Origin of the sequence: Cupriavidus sp. HMR-1 (assembly GCF_000319775.1) — a bacterium.
Classification (GTDB): Bacteria; Pseudomonadota; Gammaproteobacteria; order Burkholderiales; family Burkholderiaceae; genus Cupriavidus; species Cupriavidus metallidurans.
This window is the reverse complement of sequence record NZ_ANKP01000113.1, coordinates 1-3,528: the sequence shown is the minus strand read 5'-3', so window position 1 is coordinate 3,528 and position 3,528 is coordinate 1. Positions and strand designations below refer to the sequence as shown.

The window sequence follows — 3,528 nt, the reverse complement described above, 5'->3', positions numbered from 1 at the left end:
GGCCGACGGCGTTGACCGGCTGGCGTTGCCGCGGCGCTGGGCGTTCCCGCAGGCGTTGCCGTGCAACGCGCAGGGCAAGACCACCGAGGCGATGCTGCGCGAACTGCTGCGCCACAGTATTCCGGTGGCGCGCTGGGTGGAGGCCGACGATACGTCGGCCACGGCCGAGCTGGACATCGCCGAAGACCTCGCGATCTTCGATGGCCACTTTCCGGGCGCGCCGATCGTGCCCGGCGTCGCTCAGGTCGACTGGGTCATGGCGCTGGCGCCGCAACGTCTGGCGGTCCCGCCACGTCAACGTTTTGCCAGGCTGGATGTGCTCAAATTCCAGGCTGTGATGCGTCCCGGCGCAGCGGTGCGCATGGCGCTCGACTGGCAGCCGGCGTCATGCACGCTGGCCTTTCGACTAACCTCCGATGCCGGCTCGCACGCGAGCGGCAAGATCGTTTTTCACCCCGCTGTTTCATGACCGCCGTTTTTCGTCCCATCGTGCTGGTTCCGGTCTTTGACCACGAACATGCCATCGGAGCCATGGTCGAGGCCATCCTGAGGCATCCGTGGCCTTGCCTGCTGGTCGATGACGGCAGCGGCCCGGCGTGCAGCCAGGTGCTGCGCGACCTTGCCGATGCCCATGGGGAGCGCGTGATCCTGATCCGCCTGCCGCAAAACCGGGGCAAGGGCGCGGCGATGATGGCCGGCTTCCAGGAGGCAGCGAAGCTCGGCTATACGCACGCGCTGCAGATCGATGCCGACGGGCAGCACAATGCCGACGACATCGCGTGTTTCTTCACGCTGGCACGCGAGAACCCGACGGCGGTCATCGCGGGCTGCCCGGTGTATGACCAGACGGTGCCGCGCCACCGCTTCTATTTCCGGTATCTCACGCACATCCTGGTGTGGATCAACACGCTCTCGTTCGAGATCCGCGACTCGATGTGCGGCTTGCGGGTTTATCCGCTCGACGCGGTGACAGCGCTCATGCAGGACGTGCGGCTCGGCCACCACATGGAGTTCGACACCGAGGTGATCGTGCGCCTGTACTGGCGCGGCGTGTCGGTCGTCAACGTTCCGACACGGGTGACGTATCCCAGCGATGGCGTCTCGCATTTCCGTCTTATCCAGGACAACCTGCTGATGACAGGGATGCTGACCCGCCTGTTCTTTGGCATGTTGTGGCGAATGCCGCGTCTGCTGTGGCGCAAGGTGCGCCCCGCATGAGCACCTTGCACCCCGAAACTCCGGGCGCTACGCCGCGCCGCCGCACGCCGCACTGGAGCGCCATCGGCGAAGCCACCTGCGTCTGGGGCATCTGGTTGCTCTACGGCCTCTACCGCGCGTTTGGCCGGCTGCTGTTCCGCGTGGTGATGTACCCCGTGGTCGTCTACTTCTGGCTGGCGTATCCGCTGGCGCGCCGGTCGTCGATGGAATATCTCGCGCGCGTCGAGGCGGCAACAGGCGCCATGGGCACACAGCCTACGTGGCGCCAGTCGCTGCGGCATCTGTTTTCGTTCGGCGACACGATGCTCGACAAGCTGCTGGCCATTGGCGGACGGTATCGCTTCGAGCATGTTTCCAAGGAAGGCGGCGACGTGCTGCTCCGGCAGATCGCGAGCGGGCGGGGCGGCATCATCATGACGGCTCACGTTGGCTGTCTGGAGCTTTGCCGGGCGATGGCCAACCGGTTGAACGGGCTGCGGCTGACCGTGCTGGTCCACAGCGCCCATGCCGAGCGCTTCAATCGCATCCTGGCGCGGTTGGACCCGGACTCGATGCTGCAGCTCTACCAGATCGACGATATCTCTCCGGCCACGGCGCTCGAACTGTCCGCCCGCGTGGAGGCAGGCGAATTCGTGGCGATTGCTGGCGATCGCGCGCCCGCGCACGGTGGCCGGGCTGTGCGGGTGCCATTCCTCGGTCAGCCCGCACGCTTCCCGGTAGGGCCCTATGTGCTGGCGAGCCTGCTGAAATGCCCGTTGTACGCGATGGGCTGTGTGCGGGAAGGGCGCGGGCACCTGATCCGCTTCACCGAGCTGGAACACGCCGTGACGCTGCCGCGCGCCACACGCGAGGCACGTCTGCAGGCGCTGGCGGCGACCTACGCCCGCTGGCTGGAGGACCTCGTGGCGCGTTCGCCGTACGACTGGTTCAACTTCTATGATTTCTGGGCGGACGATCCGATCAGCATCGGCCGCCGTGACATGCAGCAGCCCGCACAGGAGCGCGATGCCAAGAATCCTGAGTCATGAGATCACGCTGACGCCGGCGTTCCACGACCTCGATCCGATGAACGTGGTCTGGCACGGCAACTATCTCCGTTACTTCGAGCTGGCACGCTGCGCGTTGCTACAGCAGATCGACTACGACTATCCGCAGATGTCGGCATCGGGCTATGCCTGGCCGATCGTCGACGTGCGCGTCAAGTACATTCGCCCGCTGCGATATGGCCAGCCCGTGATCGTGCGTGCCACGTTCGTGGAATGGGAGAACCGGCTCCGAATCGACTACGAGATGCGCGACGCGCTGTCCGGCGCGCGGCTGACCAAGGGATACACCATCCAGGTGGCGGTGGATCTGGCCACGCAGGAGATGCAGTACGTCAGTCCGCCTGTGCTGCTGCAGCGGCTTGGAGTCGAGCCATGATGCGCCGCCGTGCTCTGCAGGCGATGCTTGCGCTGGTGACGCTGGCGGCGATGAGCGTGGTACCGGCGCACGCCGAGGACCTTTCCGCGGCCGTGTCGGCGCGGTTGTCCGATGCGCCGGTCATCCATGGTCAGTTCGAGCAGACGCGGAGGCTGGCCGGCTTCAGTAACCCGTTGATCTCCCGGGGCGACTTCGTGATGGCGCGAGGCCGGGGCGTAGTGTGGGCCACGCGTGAGCCGTTCGCGTCGAGCCTGCTGGTCACGCCCGAGAAGCTGGTGATGCGGGGCGCGGACGGCAAGGTGCAGCAGGAAATGCAGGCCGATGCCCAGCCCGCCATGCGGCTGGTCGGAGAGTCGATGATCGCGATCCTGCGCGGCGACCTGCGCAGTCTGTCCACGCGCTTTAACGTGACCGGCAAGCTCGTCGGCAAGTCGGGCTGGACGCTGACCCTGACGCCGACCGACGCGGGCGTGCGCCGCGCGTTCACGCGGATCGATCTGGCCGGAGACCGCTACGTCCGCGACGTCAGGCTCGAGGAAGCCAGCGGCGACAGCACTGTCGTCAGGATGATCGACCCCGCCGGAGCGGAAAAACTCAGTCCTTCGGAGGAACAACGTTTTGAATGAACTGGCCCACGGGGCCGCGATGCAGGGCGGGCTGTCCCGCCGCGAGCGCCTGCTGGCGATTGGCTGGCTGCTGCTCGTGATTGCGCTGATCGCGCACCAGGTGCAGTTCTGGCGTGCATCGCGGCTCGACACCGACGTGATGGCGCTGCTGCCGACCAGCGAGCGCACCGCCACGGCCGATCGCGTGCTGCGTCAGCTGACCGACGGTGTGTCGCGCGAGATCGTCGTGCTGGTGGGGGGCTCGGACTGGGCCCGCACGCGC

At 66.6% G+C, this 3,528-nt stretch carries 4 protein-coding genes and 2 pseudogenes; all 6 read left to right on the top strand.

Features of this window, described 5'->3' with window-relative positions; translation table 11 throughout:
- Positions 1 to 469: pseudogene (locus D769_RS15475) on the top strand (AMP-dependent synthetase); the annotation flags it as partial.
- The gene (locus D769_RS15470) at positions 466 to 1,218 is read left to right on the top strand and encodes a glycosyltransferase family 2 protein (RefSeq protein WP_008646579.1); all 753 of its coding nucleotides are present in this window, start codon (positions 466 to 468) and stop codon (positions 1,216 to 1,218) included. The pseudogene D769_RS15475 and the gene D769_RS15470, both read left to right, overlap by 4 nt.
- Positions 1,215 to 2,246 (top strand): lipid A biosynthesis acyltransferase, encoded by a 1,032-nt coding sequence (locus D769_RS15465; protein WP_008646578.1) that lies wholly within the window; start codon positions 1,215 to 1,217, stop codon positions 2,244 to 2,246. Before D769_RS15470 ends, D769_RS15465 begins: the two co-directional genes overlap by 4 nt.
- On the top strand, positions 2,224 to 2,640 hold the full coding sequence (locus tag D769_RS15460; RefSeq protein WP_008646577.1) for an acyl-CoA thioesterase: 417 nt from the start codon (positions 2,224 to 2,226) through the stop codon (positions 2,638 to 2,640). Before D769_RS15465 ends, D769_RS15460 begins: the two co-directional genes overlap by 23 nt.
- On the top strand, positions 2,637 to 3,266 hold the full coding sequence (locus D769_RS15455) for an outer membrane lipoprotein carrier protein LolA (RefSeq protein WP_008646576.1): 630 nt from the start codon (positions 2,637 to 2,639) through the stop codon (positions 3,264 to 3,266). The genes D769_RS15460 and D769_RS15455 overlap by 4 nt, the downstream gene beginning before the upstream one ends.
- Positions 3,259 to 3,528: pseudogene (locus D769_RS15450) on the top strand (hypothetical protein); the annotation flags it as partial. The gene D769_RS15455 and the pseudogene D769_RS15450, both read left to right, overlap by 8 nt.

Excerpts from the sequence above, each read along its gene's own strand:
- D769_RS15460 (WP_008646577.1), top strand. The coding sequence starts at position 2,224 with ATGCCAAGAATCCTGAGTCATGAGATCACGCTGACGCCGGCGTTCCAC.
- D769_RS15470 (WP_008646579.1), top strand. The coding sequence starts at position 466 with ATGACCGCCGTTTTTCGTCCCATCGTGCTGGTTCCGGTCTTTGACCAC.
- D769_RS15465 (WP_008646578.1), top strand. The coding sequence starts at position 1,215 with ATGAGCACCTTGCACCCCGAAACTCCGGGCGCTACGCCGCGCCGCCGC.
- D769_RS15455 (WP_008646576.1), top strand. The coding sequence starts at position 2,637 with ATGATGCGCCGCCGTGCTCTGCAGGCGATGCTTGCGCTGGTGACGCTG.